General features: G+C 67.2%; 10 protein-coding genes, 1 other RNA gene and 1 pseudogene. 7 read left to right on the top strand and 5 right to left on the bottom strand.

Features of this window, described 5'->3' with window-relative positions; all coding sequences use genetic code 11:
• Positions 1-285: 285 nt before the first annotated feature.
• Positions 286-1,353, bottom strand: a complete 1,068-nt coding sequence (locus LL962_RS16260) for a LacI family DNA-binding transcriptional regulator (protein WP_146092419.1) — start codon at positions 1,351-1,353, stop codon at positions 286-288.
• Between the two features lie 197 nt (positions 1,354-1,550).
• Here LL962_RS16260 and LL962_RS16255 point away from each other — a divergent pair, with 197 nt between their 5' ends.
• The 6 genes from LL962_RS16255 to LL962_RS16230 all read left to right on the top strand — a co-directional run bounded on the left by LL962_RS16255 (position 1,551) and on the right by LL962_RS16230 (position 12,896).
• Positions 1,551-3,716 carry an alpha-glucuronidase family glycosyl hydrolase gene (locus tag LL962_RS16255; RefSeq protein WP_228317644.1) on the top strand — a complete coding sequence of 722 codons (2,166 nt, stop codon included), beginning with the start codon at positions 1,551-1,553 and terminating at the stop codon, positions 3,714-3,716.
• Positions 3,713-5,665, top strand: a complete 1,953-nt coding sequence (locus tag LL962_RS16250; protein ID WP_228317638.1) for a sialate O-acetylesterase — start codon at positions 3,713-3,715, stop codon at positions 5,663-5,665. The genes LL962_RS16255 and LL962_RS16250 overlap by 4 nt, the downstream gene beginning before the upstream one ends.
• Before the next feature lie 11 nt (positions 5,666-5,676).
• Positions 5,677-6,936 (top strand): D-mannonate dehydratase ManD, encoded by a 1,260-nt coding sequence (manD, locus tag LL962_RS16245; protein ID WP_228317637.1) that lies wholly within the window; start codon positions 5,677-5,679, stop codon positions 6,934-6,936.
• 29 nt (positions 6,937-6,965) lie between these two features.
• Complete coding sequence (locus LL962_RS16240; RefSeq protein ID WP_228317643.1) at positions 6,966-8,624, top strand: glycoside hydrolase family 43 protein; 1,659 nt, start codon at positions 6,966-6,968, stop codon at positions 8,622-8,624.
• A 2-nt stretch (positions 8,625-8,626) separates the two neighbouring features.
• Entirely contained in the window at positions 8,627-11,302 is a 2,676-nt protein-coding gene (locus tag LL962_RS16235; RefSeq protein ID WP_228317636.1) for a glycoside hydrolase family 3 protein, read from the top strand.
• Between the two features lie 121 nt (positions 11,303-11,423).
• Positions 11,424-12,896 carry a mannitol dehydrogenase family protein gene (locus tag LL962_RS16230; RefSeq protein WP_228317642.1) on the top strand — a complete coding sequence of 491 codons (1,473 nt, stop codon included), beginning with the start codon at positions 11,424-11,426 and terminating at the stop codon, positions 12,894-12,896.
• A gap of 176 nt (positions 12,897-13,072) precedes the next feature.
• Here the strand turns inward: LL962_RS16230 and LL962_RS16225 are convergent, their stop codons facing one another.
• The 3 genes and pseudogenes from LL962_RS16225 to LL962_RS16215 all read right to left on the bottom strand — a co-directional run bounded on the left by LL962_RS16225 (position 13,073) and on the right by LL962_RS16215 (position 14,075).
• A complete protein-coding gene (locus tag LL962_RS16225; protein ID WP_104588418.1) occupies positions 13,073-13,459 on the bottom strand; it encodes a bleomycin resistance protein in 387 nt (128 codons plus the stop codon).
• 87 nt (positions 13,460-13,546) lie between these two features.
• A non-coding RNA gene (locus LL962_RS16220) (sX9 sRNA) lies at positions 13,547-13,622 on the bottom strand.
• Positions 13,623-13,673: 51 nt separating this feature from the next.
• Positions 13,674-14,075, bottom strand: a pseudogene (locus tag LL962_RS16215) (hypothetical protein).
• A gap of 228 nt (positions 14,076-14,303) precedes the next feature.
• Between LL962_RS16215 and LL962_RS16210 the strand changes: the two are divergent.
• Positions 14,304-14,462, top strand: a complete 159-nt coding sequence (locus tag LL962_RS16210; RefSeq protein ID WP_228317635.1) for a DUF2256 domain-containing protein — start codon at positions 14,304-14,306, stop codon at positions 14,460-14,462.
• Between the two features lie 87 nt (positions 14,463-14,549).
• Here LL962_RS16210 and LL962_RS21060 read toward each other — a convergent pair whose 3' ends face one another.
• A complete protein-coding gene (locus LL962_RS21060) occupies positions 14,550-15,581 on the bottom strand; it encodes a DNA-binding protein (RefSeq protein ID WP_441004879.1) in 1,032 nt (343 codons plus the stop codon).
• Between the last annotated feature and the right edge of the window lie 212 nt (positions 15,582-15,793).

Below are 15,793 nucleotides of genomic sequence, written 5' to 3'. Positions count from 1 at the left end.
CGGCAATGCGCCCACGCAGATCAGCGGCCGTCAGGAAGCCTACGAGAACCTGATCAATCAGTATCTGACGCGTTGATCCAGCACGCACATGTGCGTGCAGCATCACATGGGTGCGCGTCACCTGCATGCGCTGCGAGTGCGGCGTATGCAGGCGGCGTTGCAACGAAAGCCGTCGACAGCCCACACCGTGCGTATATCCGTAGACGGCATGCGCACCAGCGGGTTGCACAGTCCACTGGCCCGGCAGTATCGGCCGGGTGCTGCGCGGCGCGCGACCAGCGTCTTCTACTCGGCCGGATCGACCGATGTCGGTGCGGCCACCGAATCCCGCTTGACCAGCAGGTGCGCGACCACATGATCGACCATCTTCGAGCTGCGTTCCTTGGCGCGAATCGTCTTGAGCAGGATATCCAGGGCGGCATCGGCCATGGCGGCGATGGGCTGCTGCACGGTGGTGAGTTCCGGCCAGACGGCGGTGGCGGCGGAAGTGTCGTCGAATCCCACCACCGACAGATCGCGCGGCACGTCCATCCCGCGCCGATGCGCCACCGAGATGGCGGCGGCGGCCATGTCGTCATTGCTGGCAAAGATGGCGCTGGGGCGGCGCTTGCGCGCAAGCAGTCGCTCGGCGGCCAGCAGACCGGAGCGGTAGGTGTAGTCGCCCGATTGCACCAGATGCCGGTCCAGGCGCAGACCGGCATCGGACAAGGCAGCCTGGAATCCTTCGAAACGGCGCGTGCTGGCCGACAGGTTCGGATGCCCGGCGATGTAGCCGATGCGCGTGTGTCCCTGCGCGATCAGATGCTCGGTGATTTCCTTGGCGGCGGCGAATTCGTCGATGCGCACGCAGGCGACATCGGGGCTGAAGTGATTGGAAGCGATCGCCACCACCGGCACCTTGGCGCGCACCAGTTCCAGCACCGCTGCCCTGGATTCGCACAGCGGCGGCGGCAGGATCACGCCGGCCACGCCCTTGGCGAGTTTGCGTGCGGCACGGCGCTCGGCGTCGGTATCCAGGTCGTCCCAGCAATCGATGACCAACTGGATCGAAGTGCGCGAGGCGACCCGCAGCACGCCCAGCAGCAATTCGCGCAGGTACGCGCCGCTGGGGTCGCTGTAGATCAAGGCGATGCGCGTGCTCTGCGCGGCGGCCAGGGCGCTGGCAGCCAGATTGGGCGTGTAGCCGAGCTTGTTCACCGCGCGCATGACGCGCTCGCGGGTGGCCTCGCGCACGCTGCCGTTGTTGTTGACCACGCGCGAGACCGTCATCGGCGACACTTTCGCCAGCGTCGCCACCTCGTCGATGGTGGTCGCGCGGCTGGTGCGGCGGACCGATTTCCTGACCTTCTCCAAGTGTGGCCTCTTCAGGTGAGTGCGAAAGCTGCACGATGCATACCGACAGCGGCAATGACGTCCGCACCCAGGGCATACACGACGATGCGCGCCATGGTACCGGGAAGCAGACAGAGCGGGGAAACCGGCGACGATGCGCCAAGCGCCGTGGAGCAGATGTCATGAGCGGGCAGGCCAACGGCAACAATCGCGCTTCAATGGGTGCCTGCTTACTGATGGGGCTGATGCTGCTATGCGGCGCGTTCCTGCCCATTGCCCAGGCACGTGCCGAGGATGGCTATGCGTTGTGGTTGCGCTACCAACAGGTGGATGACGCCACCGCATTGCGCGAATACACCCGGGCACTGGTGGTCGCAGGCGATTCACCGACCCTGCGGGCTGCGCGCCAGGAGCTGCAGCGCGGTCTGCAAGGCCTGCTGGGCGCCGCGCCGCCGCTGGCCGATGCGATCGTGCGCGATGGCACGCTGTTGCTGGGGACGGCCAGCGCGCCGCAACTGGCGGCCCTGCAGCTGGACACCGCGGATCTGGACCGCGAGGGCTACCTGATCCAGTCGGTCACCGTGAACGATCGCCACGCTGTTGCGATCGTGGGCGGTAGCGATATCGGCGCGTTGTACGGCGCATTCCACTTCCTGCGCCTGTTGCAGACCGGCCAATCGATCGCCGCGTTGAACGTGCGTGGCTCGCCGCGCCTGCAACTGCGCATGCTCAACCATTGGGACAATCTCGATGGTGTGGTGGAGCGCGGCTATGCCGGCGCCTCGCTATGGAACTGGCAGACCTTGCCGGGTTACCTGGATCCGCGTTACACCGATTACGCACGCGCCAACGCCTCGCTGGGCATCAATGGCACCGTGCTCAACAATGTCAATGCCAAGGCCTGGAGCCTGACGCCGCAGTATCTGGACAAGGCAGCGGCACTGGCAAATGTGTTTCGTCCGTATGGCATCCGGGTGTTTCTCAGCGCGCGCTTCAGTGCGCCGATCGAGATCGGTGGGCTGCCCACGGCCGATCCGCTCGACCCGCGGGTGCGGCAGTGGTGGCGCGACAAGGCCGACGAGATCTATGCGCGCATTCCGGATTTCGGTGGGTTCCTGGTCAAGGCCAATTCCGAAGGACAGCCTGGGCCGCAGGATTACGGACGCACCCATGCCGATGGCGCGAACCTGCTGGCCGCTGCGCTGGCGCCACACGGTGGCGTGGTGATGTGGCGGGCGTTCGTGTATTCGCACGAGCAGCCCGACGACCGCGCCAAGCAGGCCTATAGCGAGTTCATGCCGCTGGACGGCGCATTTGCCGACAACGTGATCGTGCAGGTGAAGAACGGCGCCATCGACTTCCAGCCGCGCGAGCCATTCCACCCGTTGTTCGGTGCGATGCGCCGGACGCCGTTGATGCCCGAATTCCAGATCACCAAGGAGTATCTGGGTTTCTCCACGCATCTGGCCTATCTGGGCACGCTGTTCTCCGAGACCCTGCAGGCCGATACCTATGCGCGCGGCAAGGGCTCGACGGTCGCCAGGACGGTGGATGGCAGCCTGTTCGATGATGCCAAGCGCAAGCGGCTGACCGGCATGGCCGGGGTGGCCAATATCGGCGCCGATCGCAACTGGAGCGGCTCGATCTTCGATCAGGCCAACTGGTATGCGTATGGGCGGCTGGCATGGGACCCGCAGCTGTCGCCGCAGGCGATCGCGCAGGACTGGGTGCGCATGACCTTTTCCAACGATCCGGCGGTGGTCGCGCCGGTGGTCGGCATGCTGCTGCGCTCACGCGAGGCCGTGGTGGACTACATGACGCCGCTGGGCCTGCATCACCTGATGGGCCGCGGCCACCATTACGGCCCGGCGCCCTGGGATGCCGGCAGCGAGCGTCCGGATTGGGACCCGGTGTATTACCACCGCGCCGACCGTCACGGGATTGGCTTCGACCGCAGCGCCAGCGGCAGCAACGCGGTGGCGCAGTACGCAGCGCCGGTGGCGCGGGTGTTCGGCGATGCGCGGCGGGTCCCCGAGCAGTACCTGCTGTGGTTCCATCATCTGCCGTGGGATCACCGCATGGCGTCCGGCAGGACGCTGTGGGACGAGCTGGTCTGGCATTACGACCATGGCGTGGCCGAGGTGGCGGCGATGCGCAGGACCTGGCAAGGCCTGGCCGGCAGGATCGATCCGCCGCGCTACCAGCAGGTGGCCGATTTCCTGGCCATCCAGCAGCGCGAGGCGCAGTGGTGGCGCGATGCCAGCATCGCCTACTTCCAGAGCGTGTCCGGGCGCGCATTGCCGCCGGGCGCGGCCGTACCCGCGCATCCGCTGGCGTACTACCAGAGCCTGACCTTTCCGTACGCACCGGGAAATCCGAAATGAACCTGCGCAGCCTGAGCCTGCTGCTGGCCGCGCTGGCAGCCGATGCGGCCTGCGCAGCGGATGCGCCGCTGCTGCATCCGCTGTTCCAGGACCATATGGTGCTGCAACGCGATGCGCCGATCCGGGTGTGGGGCGATGCGGCGCCCGGTGCGCGCGTGCGGGTGCGATTGCAGGCCCAGCAGCGACAGGTGCGCGCGGATCGCCAGGGCCACTGGCAGGTGCAGCTGCCTGCGCAGACGGCGGGCGGGCCGTACACGCTGACCGCCAGCAGTGCCGACGGCACCACGCAACAGGTGACCGATGTGCTGATCGGCGATGTCTGGCTGTGTTCGGGCCAGTCGAACATGGAACTGCAGGTGCATCGCACGCTGGATACGCGCAGCGAGATCGCCGATGCCGATCAACCGGACATCCGCATGTTCAAGGTGCCGGCGCAGTCCAGCCCTACCCCGCAGCGCAGCTTCGGCGGCCCGGCGCAATGGCAGCGCACCACGCCGGAGGCGGTGAAGGACTTCTCCGCCGCGTGCTATTACTTCGCGCGCGAGTTGCGCAAGAGCGTCGCCGTTCCGATGGGGCTGATCAACGCCTCCTGGGGTGGCTCGCAACTGCAGGCCTGGATCGGCGAGGCGGCGCTGCGCGCGGCCGGCGACGATGGCCCGGCACTGGATGTGCTGGCGCGGTATGCCGGCAGCCCGGAGGCGGCGGCACCACGCTGGGCGACGCTGTGGGAAACCTGGTGGCGCGCGCATGGCGAAGGCGAGCCGTGGCAGCCGGATGCGCCGGGCGCGTGGCAAGCGGCACCTGCCGGGCTGGGCGCGTGGGACGACTGGGGCGTGCCGCAGCTGGTGGGCTTCAACGGCATGCTCTGGTATCGCACCAGCGTGGAGCTGACGCCCGCGCAGGCCGCGCAGGAGGCAACGCTGGTGCTTGGGCCAGTGGACGAGCTGGACCAGACCTGGGTCAACGGCGTCGGCGTGGGCAGCAGCTACGGCGCCGACCAGCCGCGCCGCTACACGCTCCCACGCGGTCACCTGCATGCCGGGCGCAACAGTATCGTGCTCAACGTGCTCAACACCTATCGACGCGGCGGCCTGCTCGGCGATGCCTCCTCGCGTGCGCTGCAGTTCGCCGACGGCAGCACGCTGCCGCTGAGCGCGCCCTGGCAGTACCGCATCGTGCCGCCGCAGCTGGGCTCGCCGCCACGTGCGCCGTGGTCATCGGCTGCAGGGCTGACCACCTTGTACAACGGCATGATCGCCCCGCTCGGTCACCTGGGCCTGCGGGGGGTGCTGTGGTACCAGGGCGAATCCAATGCCGGCGATGCGGCGCATTACCCGGCCCTGCTGGAGGCATGGCGCCACGACTGGCGCGGGCGCTTCGGGGCGCAGTTGCCGTTACTCGTCGTGCAGCTGGCCAACTACGGCACGCCGCCCACGCAACCGGCGGAGAGCGGCTGGGCCCAGCTGCGCGAGGCACAACGCCGCTTCGTGGCCGGGGACGCGCATGCCGGCCTGGCAGTGGCGATCGATATCGGCGACCGCTACGACATCCATCCGGCCAACAAGCAGGAGCTGGGCCGGCGCCTGGCACGTGCGGCCCGGCGCGTGGTGTATGGCGAGGCGATTGCGCCGTCGGGTCCGGTACCACGCGCCGTGCAACGCGATGGCGACAGCGTGCGCATCGCCTTCGACGAGGTGGATGGCGCGCTGCTGAGTTACGGCAACGATGCGCCGATCGGCTTCGAGGTCTGCGGCGCGGCAGCCAACAGTTGCCGCTACACCAGCGCCACGCTGCAGGGCCGCGAGGTCCGCCTGCGCATTCCTTCCGGCATGGATGCGGCGCGTGTGCGCTACTGCTGGGCCGACAGCCCGGTGTGCACGCTGTACGACCGCAGCGGCCTGCCGGCCGGCCCGTTCGAAGCTCCCGTCACCGCCACCACTTCCCCCTGAAAGAGACTGCGATGTCACAGACCCCCGAGTCCCCCGCCCCGCTGCAAGGTTCGGCCCGCGATCGCGAGATCGTCGAGGCGCGCGTCATCGTCACCTGCCCGGGCCGCAACTTCGTCACCTTGAAGATCCGCACCCGCTCGGGCATCACCGGGCTGGGCGATGCCACCCTCAACGGCCGCGAGCTGGCGGTGGCGGCGTATCTGCAGGAACACCTGGTGCCGAACCTGATCGGCCGCGACGCCGGGCGCATCGAGGACATCTGGCAGTTCTTCTACCGCGGTGCGTACTGGCGGCGTGGACCGGTGACGATGAGCGCGATCGCCGCGGTGGACGTGGCGTTGTGGGACATCCTGGGCAAGATGGCGGGCATGCCGTTGTACCAGCTGCTGGGCGGGCGCTCGCGCGAGGGTGCGTTGGTGTATGGCCATGCCAACGGCCGCGATATCGCCGAAACCAGCGACGAGGTGGGCCGCTTCCGCGAGATGGGCTTCATCGCGATTCGCGCGCAATGCGGCGTGCCCGGCATCAAGAAGACCTACGGCATTTCTGTCGGCGGCAAACCGTACGAACCGGCCGAAAGCGAGCTGCCCACCGAAACCGTGTGGTCCACGCCGCGCTATCTGGGCGTGGTGCCGAAGCTGTTCGAACAGCTGCGCAACGACCACGGCGACGCGATCGAGCTGCTGCACGACGCGCATCATCGGCTGACCCCGATCGAAGCCGCCCGGCTGGGTCGCGACCTGGAGCCCTACCGGTTGTTCTGGCTGGAAGACGCCACGCCGGCCGACAACCAGCGTGCGTTCGAGCTGATCCGCAAACACACGGTGACGCCATTGGCGGTGGGCGAGGTGTTCAATTCGATCTGGGACTGCAAGCACCTGATCGAACAGCAGCTGATCGATTACATCCGCACCACGATCGTGCATGCCGGCGGCATCACCCATGTGCGCCGGCTGGCCGATTTTGCGGCCCTGCATCAGGTGCGCACCGGCTTCCACGGCGCCACCGATCTGTCGCCGGTGTGCATGGGCGCGGCGCTGCACTTCGACACCTGGGTGCCCAACTTCGGTATCCAGGAGTACATGTTCCATTCCGACGAGGCCAATGCGGTGTTCCCGCACGACTACGTGTTTCGCGATGGGCGCCTGCATTGCGGCGAAACGCCGGGGCATGGCGTGGATATCGACGAGGAACTGGCGGCCAAATATCCGTACGTGCCCAAGCAGCTGCCCATCGCCCGCCTGGAAGACGGCGCGATGTGGGACTGGTGATGCTGCGTGCATGCGCCGCTGCGCTGGTCATGGCCGCCCTGGGCGGTGCGCCGGCGCGTGCGCAGCCACCGGTCGCGGTGGCATTCGACTGGTTCGAGTATCGCGGCGACGACGCGGTGTTCGCCACGCCGCTGCCGGCCGGCCACTATCGCAACCCGGTGCTGGCCGGGTTCTATCCGGACCCCAGTGTCACCCGCGTGGGCGAACGCTATTACCTGGTCAACTCCACCTTCGCGTACTTCCCGGCGATTCCGGTGTTCGAAAGCCGCGATCTGGTGCACTGGACGCAGATCGGCAATGTGGTCGAGCGCACCGACCAGCTCGACTACGACGGCCTGGGCGTGTCGCGCGGCATGTTCGCCGCCAGCATTCGTCACCATGCCGGCATGTTCCATGTGGTGGGCACCTCGGTCGACAGTGGTGGCAATTTCATCGCCAGTGCCAGCAACCCCGCAGGCCCGTGGTCGGCGTTGACCTGGCTGCCGACCATCGACGGCATCGACCCGTCATTGTTCTTCGACACCGACGGCAGCGCATATCTGCTCAACAACGGCCCACCGGAAGGCACTGCGCGGTACGAAGGACATCGCGCGATCTGGATGCAGCGCTTCGATCTGGCCACCCGGCAACCAGTCGGCCCGCGCAAGGTACTGCTCGACGGCGGCGTGGACCCGGCCAGCAAACCGATCTGGATCGAAGGCCCGCACCTGTATCAGCGCGAGGGCTGGTACTACCTGTCGTGCGCCGAAGGCGGCACCGGGCCGCAGCATTCGCAGGTGGTGTTGCGCAGCCGTCATGTCTGGGGGCCGTATACGCCCGCACCGCACAACCCGATCCTGACCCAGCGCGATCTGCCTGCCGACCGTGCGCACCCGGTCAGCAACGCCGGCCACGCGGATTTTGTCGAAGCACCGAACGGGCAGTGGTGGGCGGTGTTCCTGGCCAGCCGGCCGTATGCGGGCGAGCACTACAACACCGGGCGCGAAACCTTCCTGTTGCCGGTGCAGTGGCGCGATGGCTGGCCGTCGCTGCTGCCGGGCGGCGCGGCGATTCCTTACACGGCCAAGGCACCGGCCGGTACCAGGCTGCCGGCCGAACAGGCACCGCTCTCGGGCAACTTCCGCTGGCATGACGCCTTCGACGCTGCCAGCCTGCAACGCGAGTGGCTGTCGCTGCGCGTGCCCAAGCGCACGCTGGCCGAGCTGCACTCGCGCGCGGGCTGGTTGACGCTGCATGCCGATACGCAGGGTCTGGAAGGCGGCGGCACGCCGGCGTTCATCGCACGCCGCCAGCAGCACACGCGCTTTCGCGCCAGCACCTTGCTGGCGGTGCCCAGCCAGGCCGGGGTACGCGCGGGGCTGGCCGCCTTCCAGAACGCCGACGCGTGGTACGCACTGGGCGTGCGCCGCGACGGCGACAGGCTGCAGGTGTTCGTGGACAAGCGCGACGGTGCCACCACCATCACGCTGGCGCAGACCTCCATCCCGGCCAGCGCCCAGCTGCGCCTGCAGATCCGTGGCGACGGCGGCCGCTACAGTTTCGACTTCGATGCCACCGGTGGCGGCTGGCAATCGCTTGTTCGCGACGACGACGCCGGCATGCTCAGCACCGCACAGGCCGGCGGTTTCGTCGGCAGCATGATCGGGCCGTTCGCCCAATCGCAATCCGACCGCCCTCAACAGGACTGACCATGTCTTCGTACCCGATCGCCCGTTTTCGTTCGCTCGCGCACGGCGTCCTGCTCGCGCTGGCGTGCACCGCAGGCACTGCCCATGCCGCAGCACCGCCGCCGTACCTGGACACGCAGGTTGCGTTCGATGCGCGTGCCGCCGACCTGGTATCGCGCATGACGCTGGAGGAAAAGGCCGCACAGATGCAGAACGCCACCCCGGCGATCCCGCGCCTGCAGGTGCCCGCCTACGACTGGTGGAACGAAGCGCTGCATGGCGTGGCGCGCGCCGGCGGTGCCACGGTGTTTCCGCAGGCGATCGGATTGGCAGCCACCTTCGACACCCCGCTGATGGCCGAAGTGGCCACCGCCATCGGCGACGAGGCGCGTGCCAAGCACCATGCGTTCGTGGCGCGCGGCGAGCGCAAGCGCTATCAGGGGCTCACGTTCTGGTCGCCGAACATCAACATCTTCCGCGACCCGCGCTGGGGCCGCGGGCAGGAAACCTACGGCGAGGATCCGTTCCTGACCGCGCGCATGGGGGTGACCTTCGTCCAGGGGCTGCAGGCGCAGCAGGGGCCGTACCGCAAGCTCGATGCCACCGCCAAGCATTTCGCCGTGCACAGCGGCCCCGAAGCCGATCGCCACCACTTCGACGTGCACCCCAGCGAGGCCGATCTGTACGACACCTACCTGCCCGCCTTCCAGGCCTTGGTGCAGGAGGGCCATGTCGCGGCGGTCATGGGCGCCTACAACCGCGTCAACGGTGAATCCGCCTCGGCCAGCCAGCGGCTGGAGGGCATCCTGCGTCAGGATTGGGGATTCGATGGCTACATCGTCAGCGACTGCGCCGCCATCCGCGACATCTGGCAGAACCACAAGATCGTCCCCACGCCCGAGGCAGCCGCCGCACTCGGCGTCCGCCACGGCACCGACCTGGATTGCGGCAACACCTATGCCGCGCTGCCTGCCGCGGTGCGCGCCGGCTTGATCGACGAGGCCGCCATCGACATCTCGCTCAAGCGGCTGATGGCCGCGCGTCTGCGCCTGGGCATGTTCGACCCGCCATCCCAGGTGCCGTGGGCGAAGATTCCCGCCTCGGCCAATCAATCGCCGCAGCACGACGCGCTGGCGCGGCGCACCGCGCGCGAATCGCTGGTGTTGCTGAAGAACGACGGCCTGCTGCCACTCAAGCCCACGCTCAAGCGCATCGCCGTGGTCGGCCCCACTGCCGACGATCCGATGTCGCTGCTGGGCAACTATTACGGCACACCTGCCGCACCGGTCACCATCCTGCAGGGCATCCGTGAGGCCGCACCGCAGGCACAGGTGGTGTATGCACGCGGCAGCGATCTGGTGGAAGGACGCGAAGACCCCAACGCCGCCGCGCCCATCGATGCGGTCTACCTGCGCCCGGCCGCCGATGCCAGACAGAACGGCCTCACCGGCGAGTACTTCCGTGGCCGCACCTTGTCCGGCCAGCCGGTGCTGACCCGCATCGATCCGCGCATCGCGTTCCGCTGGGATCGCAATGCCCCGACCGACGACGCCGTCGGCCGCGGCGAGCTGCAACCCGAACGCGCCCTGGACAAGGACGACTTCAGCGTGCGCTGGCAGGGCCAGCTGCTGCCGCCGGTCTCGGGCAGCTACGAGTTACAGATCGCCGCCGATGACGGCGTGCGTCTGTACCTGGACGGCAAGCTGCTCATCGACCACTGGAGCGACGCGCCCCGCATGCGCGGTGGCACTGCCAGCGTGGCGCTGCAGGGCGGCAAGGCCTACGACCTGCGCGTGGAGTACTACGAAGCCACCCGCGATGCCGGGGTGCGCCTGGCCTGGCGCATGCCTGGCGCCAAGCCGCCATTGCAGGAAGCGATGGATGCCGCGCGCAATGCGGACGTGGTGGTGTTCGTCGGCGGCCTCACCGGCGATGTCGAAGGCGAGGAGATGGACGTCAACTATCCCGGTTTTGCCGGTGGCGATCGCACCGATACCCGCCTGCCCCGACCGCAGCGCGAATTGCTGCAAGCGGTGCAGGCCACCGGCACGCCGGTAGTGGCGGTGCTGACCACCGGCTCGGCGTTGGCGGTGGATTGGGCGCAGCAGCATGTACCGGCGATCCTGCTGGCTTGGTATCCCGGCCAGCGCGGCGGCAGCGCGGTGGGCGATGTGCTGTTCGGCCAGGCCAGCCCCGGTGGCCGCCTGCCGATCACCTTTTACACCGAAGCCGAGCGCCTGCCCGCCTTCGACGACTACGCCATGCGCGGCCGAACCTATCGCTACTTCACCGGTACCCCGCTGTATCCGTTCGGCCATGGCCTGTCGTACACGCAGTTCGCCTATTCGGATCTGCAGCTGGATCGCAACACTGTGAGCGCCGACGGCACGCTGCGCGCCACCGTCAAGGTGCGCAACACCGGCAAGCGTGCGGGCGATGAAGTGGTGCAGCTCTACCTGCATCCGCTCGCGCCCAGGCGCGAGCGCGCCGGCAAGGAATTGCGTGGCTTTCAGCGCATGACCCTGCAACCGGGCGAACAGCGCGAAGTCGCATTTACCGTGAAGGCGGCCGATGCACTGCGCATCTACGACGAGCAGCGCAAGGCCTACACCGTGGATCCGGGCGTCTACGAGGTGCAGATCGGTGCCTCCAGCGCCGATATCCGCAGCACACGACGCTTCACTGTCAGCGACAAGTAATCAAGTAGTCGCGACCTCAGAAGCCGCCGGAAAAGGGCCCCTCTCCCGACGGCAGAGGGGTTGGGTGGGGGCACGGTCCGCAAGCAAACATGCAGCACCCCCCACTATTCCAGACAAGACCATGCCAATCCCACAACTCTCCCCAGCCACACTTGTCCACCTGCCCCAAACAATCCTAAAACCCGACTACAACCCCAAACACACCACCATCGGCATCGTCCATCTAGGCGCAGGCGCCTTCCACCGCGCCCACCAGGCCGTCTACATCGATGACCTGCTCGCGCACGACCCCAGCTGGGCCATCTGCGCCGTCTCCCTGCATAACCCAAGCGTGCGCGACGCTCTGCGTCCGCAAGATGGCCTCTACACCCTCGCCCTGCTCGACGAGCACCCGCAACTGCGCATCATCGGCGCCATCCGCCAAGTGCTGTGCGCCGCCGACGAACAAGCCGCCGTGCTTGCGCGCCTGGCCGATCCCACCGTGCGGCTAGTCACCCTCACCATCACTGAAAAAGGCTATTGCCTGGCCGGCGACACGCTCGACCTCACCCACCCCGATATCGGGCACGACATCGCCCACCCCGGAACACCGCGCAGCGCCATTGGCTATCTTGTCGCAGGCCTGGGCGAACGCATGCGCAGCGGCATCGCGCCGTTCACCGTGCTCAGCTGCGACAACCTGCCCGACAACGGCAGCCTGCTGCGCCGCGCGGTGTTGCAGCTTGCCGAGCAACACGATCCAGCGCTTGCAAACTGGATCGAGCAACACGTCAGCTTCCCACGTTCCATGGTCGACAGCATCACCCCGGCCACCGACGACGCACTACGCGCAAACGTGCAAGCACAAACCCGCCTGCTCGACGCCTGGCCGATCCAGCGCGAGCGATACAGCCAATGGGTGATCGAAGAGCGCTTCTGCAACGACCGCCCCGCCTTCGAGCGCGCCGGCGTGATTCTCAGCGATGACATCGCCGGCTATGCGCGCGCCAAGCTGCGCCTGCTCAATGCACCGCACTCCGCACTGGCCTATCTCGGCAGCCTTCTCGGTCTGGAGACCGTCGCCGAGGCCATGCGCCACCAGCCACTGGCCGCCTTCGTCGAAACCCTGATGCGCGAGGACATCACCCCCACCCTGCAGCCCATGCCGGGCTTCGACGCGCAGCAGTACAGCGACGCCATCCTGGCCCGCTTCCGCAATCCCGCCATTCGCCATCTGCTCGCGCAGATCGCATGGGATGGTTCACAGAAGATCCCGGTGCGGCTGCTGGCCAGCATCGGCGACGCGCTTGCCGCAGGACGGCCCATCCAGCGCCTGTGCCTTCCGGTCGCCGCGTGGCTGCATTTCGTCCGCCGACAGGCGCACCGCGGTGCAGCGCTGGTCGACCCGTTGAGCGACGCGCTGAGCGCGCTCGGGCGCGCAGCCACTGGCGATGCAGCCGCCGATGTCGCCCGGTTCATGGCGGTGGATGCCGTGTTCGGTGCGCTGGCTGCAGAGCCGCGCTTCACCGATGCGCTGACCAGCGCCTATGCCGCACTGGGCGATGCCACGCCAACCCAGGTGGAGCATGCACTCGCAGCGGTGGCGGCCACCTGAGCCATGCAGCGGCGCGACGATGGCCGCCGGCCACGCTAGACCTGCATTGCGGCCTCGGCATCAGACCGGATCACGACTGGCAGGCGACCGGACGCGCGTGCCGTCCTGCCGTTTCGCATGCGCAATGCGTGGCGGCATGGATCTGCGGCGACACACCTCGGCCGCCGTCCTGTCTGTCAGTGACCGGCAATGACCTGCCCGATCCGCAGCAGGTTGCCGCTTTCGTCCACGATGGCGAACTCACGCATGCCCCAGGGCTTGTCGCCAACCGGGTCGATGCGCGGAATTCCCTTGGCCGGTAGCGCCGCTGCCTGCATCGCCGCATGCAGGGCGTCGACATCGCCCACGCGCAGATAGCAGCCCGCATAGCAGGTTGCCGGATCCAGGTCCGGATGCGCGAAGAAGTGCAACTCCACATCGCCGCGGCGCAGGATGGCGTAGCCCGCATCATGCGGATGCGCATCGCCTTCGAAGCCAAGCCGGCGATAAAAGGCCAGCGTCTGCGCGATCGCACGGCTGGGCAGGATCGGGATGGTTTGGTCAGCGGAGGCCTTGGCGTTCATCGTCAACTCGTCTGTCGTGGAATTAGTATCGTCCAGGCACCCTCGGCCAGCTACGCGATCACGATGCCCGGGTACCTAGCTTAGAGCGGCTAACAGATCGTCGCGAGCGGTCGTCAGGTGGGTGTGGACGGCGCAGAGGAACCGGAGTGTGCGTGTGGTACATGCCGATTCCGGGCACCGGCCGCGCCCGCCTGGCGGGCGCGCAGTCTTTTGGTTAGCCGCTCTTGGCGGCGGATGTGGTGAAGATGCGCATCAGCACCGACACCAGCAGTACCACAAAGCTCAGCTCCCAGAGATAGAACGCCACACCCACGTGATCGATCATGACCTGATGGCCCGCCTCGTTCCTGTCGAAGCGGGTTGCGCGGAAGGTATCCAGGCCGATCAGGCAGGCCGCCATGAGCAGGACCGCCGCCATCCTGTCTGCCTTGAGGAAGTAACCTAGTCATGCCAGCAGGAACAATGGATTACTCATCCAGGCCACGCACTGGCCATCGATCACCTGCATCCAGCCGAACAGCAGAATGGCCAACCCACCAAGGCTGGTGTCGCCGCCATGCAAGGCAGGCAGACACAGCGCAGCGGCATACAGCAGGGCCGACGACACGAGTAGCAACAGCTTCATGGATCTCCTTGTCCGACGATGAGGCAACTGCATGCCTGCGCAGTGCCGGTTCGCAGCTGCACAGGCCAGCGTACGCCCACTATGGACAATGTGCGCGTCCGTTGGCCCAAACCACGTCCGGGGTGTAGGTGGGCCTCACCGGTGAGCGCAGCAGCGGAACTTCGCGCGCTACGTCCATGACATGCTGGAACCACCACCGCACGGCTCCGGAACCTGACTATGGCACCCCACAAGAAGCAGCACTTGCCGGAAAAGGTCTGCGTTCACTGCGGGCGGCCATTTCGCTGGCGCAAGAAATGGGAGAAGGTGTGGGACCAGGTGAAGTACTGTTCGGATCGATGCCGCAGCGACACCAAGCGGCATTCTCCGGCACGCTAGCCGGCTGTCGCGAAGACCCGGGCCGCGCGCATGCGCTGTAGCGCCCGGGCCGCCTGATGCGTGCACCCTGGCACATCCGGTCGCCGGCTAGTGCCCGCCTGTGTTCTTCGCAGCGCCTGATCCGCCGGCACGTTTGGAAGCGTTGCCTTTGCGTGCCACCGCCATGTTGTCGACCAGGTTGGGATAGGGGCGGCCTGCCGCCTTGGCGCGCTGCTTGGCACGTGCTTTCTGCGCGGGGGAAAGCGACCCTGAGCGCGATGCAGGCTTGGGATTGGGCTTCTTCCACGGCGCCGACGTCTTGGCCGCACGTTTGTTCGCTGTACTGCGTGGGGAGCTGCGTTTGCCGGCTACGGCCCGGCGGGTGGCTGTTTTCTTGGCTGTTCTCTTGGCTGTTCTCTTGGCTGTTCTCTTGGCTGTTCTCTTGGCTGTTGTCTTCTTGGCTGTTGTCTTCTTGGCTGCGGTCTTCCCCGATGCGGTCTTCTTTGTGACCGTCTTCTTCGTTGCAGCCTTCTTGGCCGCCGTCTTGCCAGCCGCTTTCCGGGTTGCGGACGTCGGCCCCGACTTCCGGGTGGATGCGCCACCAGGCGCACGCTTGCTGGTCGCGGTTTTCCCCGCCGAAGACTTCTTCGCCGAAGACGTTCGGGATGTCTTCTTTGCCGCGGTCTTCTTTGCAGTGCGCTGCTTTGTCGCGGCGGCCTTGGGGGCAGCCGTCCCGGCACCGGTCTTGGCAGCGTCCAGACGCTGAAGCAGCTTTTCGGCCCAGCGCTGTCCGGCGTCGCCACCCCAGAGCAGCCAGGCGATGTAACCCGCAGAAGGCGCGCTCCGATCGGCCCAGCCTTTGCCGTTCTTGTCCACCCCATGGCGAGCGAAGTAGGCATGCATGCGCCGGATGGTCTGCACGGAAAGCGATTTCTGTGCGGAGAGGTCGCGCGCGCGCGCCACGCCGATCGCGGTGCCGCCGCGTCCATGTTGCTCGCGCAGCCGCAGTCCGCGCGCCGCTGCGCTGGCAACGTTACTGGGTGGTGTCGTAGAAATCGCCTGCTTAGCTGGTGTGCGTGCCACCACGTTCTCCTGTTGCATCGGGTTGCCGTAGTGTTCGCATGCGCGATGCTGCTGCATGTGAAGAGGCTGGCAGCCACTACGACGCAGGCGCCATGCCGATCGGCGGCGTCGCGACACATGCATGCTGCTGGCAGCGGGCTGTCCGCAAGGCAGCGCATCACAAGCCACGCATCGCACACATAGCATCCACCGTGCGTGACCTGGCTGCAGATCAGTCTGCTTGCGCAGGTGGATCATCGTGCATGTATCGCTACACTGGCCTGCCACGG

The sequence above is a fragment of the Xanthomonas sp. NCPPB 1067 genome (genome assembly GCF_020783795.1).
GTDB classification, from domain to species: domain Bacteria; phylum Pseudomonadota; class Gammaproteobacteria; order Xanthomonadales; family Xanthomonadaceae; genus Xanthomonas; species Xanthomonas melonis.
This window is presented reverse-complemented; position numbering and strand designations above follow the sequence as displayed.

Bases quoted from the DNA above. Each gene is read 5' to 3' on its own strand.
- LL962_RS16255 (WP_228317644.1), top strand. From the start codon at position 1,551: ATGGGTGCCTGCTTACTGATGGGGCTGATGCTGCTATGCGGCGCGTTC.
- LL962_RS16250 (WP_228317638.1), top strand. From the start codon at position 3,713: ATGAACCTGCGCAGCCTGAGCCTGCTGCTGGCCGCGCTGGCAGCCGAT.
- manD (WP_228317637.1), top strand. From the start codon at position 5,677: ATGTCACAGACCCCCGAGTCCCCCGCCCCGCTGCAAGGTTCGGCCCGC.
- LL962_RS16240 (WP_228317643.1), top strand. From the start codon at position 6,966: ATGGCCGCCCTGGGCGGTGCGCCGGCGCGTGCGCAGCCACCGGTCGCG.
- LL962_RS16235 (WP_228317636.1), top strand. From the start codon at position 8,627: ATGTCTTCGTACCCGATCGCCCGTTTTCGTTCGCTCGCGCACGGCGTC.
- LL962_RS16230 (WP_228317642.1), top strand. From the start codon at position 11,424: ATGCCAATCCCACAACTCTCCCCAGCCACACTTGTCCACCTGCCCCAA.
- LL962_RS16225 (WP_104588418.1), bottom strand. From the start codon at position 13,459: ATGAACGCCAAGGCCTCCGCTGACCAAACCATCCCGATCCTGCCCAGC.
- LL962_RS16210 (WP_228317635.1), top strand. From the start codon at position 14,304: ATGGCACCCCACAAGAAGCAGCACTTGCCGGAAAAGGTCTGCGTTCAC.
- LL962_RS21060 (WP_441004879.1), bottom strand. From the start codon at position 15,581: ATGCAGCAGCATCGCGCATGCGAACACTACGGCAACCCGATGCAACAG.